Here is an 870-nt window from a genome sequence, read left to right as displayed (position 1 = left end):
CGCCCCAGCCAGGTGCGCACCAGCCCGCCCCGCTCGCCCTCCCGGGCGGCGTCGTCCACGCAGGCGACCGCGGCGGGAAAACGTCGGCGCAGCTCCGCGAGATGCCGCAGACCGTCCCCCGAGGTCTGCCCGTACATGGCACCGAGCAGGGCGAGCTTGGCGCGCTCCCGGTCGCCGGCGAACGCGCGGTCGGACAGCACCGAGTACATGTCGCGGCCGCCGGCCGAGACCTGCTGGAGGCCGGCGTCCCCGGACATCGCGGCCAGCACCCGCGGCTCCAGCTGGTCGGCGTCGGCCACCACCAGCCGCCAGCCCGGGTCGGCTACCACCGCGCGCCGCACGACCCGGGGGATCTGCAACGCCCCGCCGCCGTTGGTCGTCCACCGACCCGACGGAGCCCCGGCGGGGAGGTACGTCGAGCGGAACCGGCCGCCGCGCACCCAGGAGCGCAGCCAGGACCAGCCGTGCGCGGTGTGCAGCCGGTAGAGGCTGCGGTAGCGCAGCAGCGGCTCGACGGCCGGGTGGTCGACGCGCTGGAGTTCCCAGGCCCGTGTGGAGCTGAGCGTGACACCGGCCCGCGCGAACGCCCGGACCACGTCCGACGGCAGGTCCGGGCGCACCCGCTCCCCGGGGCCGAACGCCCGCGACACCTCGTCGGCGAGCTCGGCCAGGCGCTGCGGCTCCAGGCCGCCCGGATACCGCTCGCCCAGCATCTCCGTGAGCAGCTCCCGGTGGACGTCCTCCCGCCACGGCATGCCGACCTGCCCCATCTCCTCGGCGACCAGCCAGCCCGCCGACTCGGCGGCGAGCAGCAGCCGCATCCGCCCGGGGTGCGGCACGGCGGCGGTGCGTGCCAGCTGCGCGGCGTAG

1 protein-coding gene is annotated in these 870 nt (G+C 77.0%); it reads right to left on the bottom strand.

Annotated features, from left to right (window positions below; genetic code table 11):
- Nucleotides 1-870 (bottom strand): bifunctional 3'-5' exonuclease/DNA polymerase (locus tag ACYVE9_RS28770; protein ID WP_461030817.1); only part of this gene is annotated, 870 nt, incomplete at both ends.

Source organism: Streptomyces sparsus (assembly GCF_054776295.1).
Note: the sequence above shows the minus strand (reverse complement) of the source record. Positions and strands in the feature narration are given on the sequence as shown.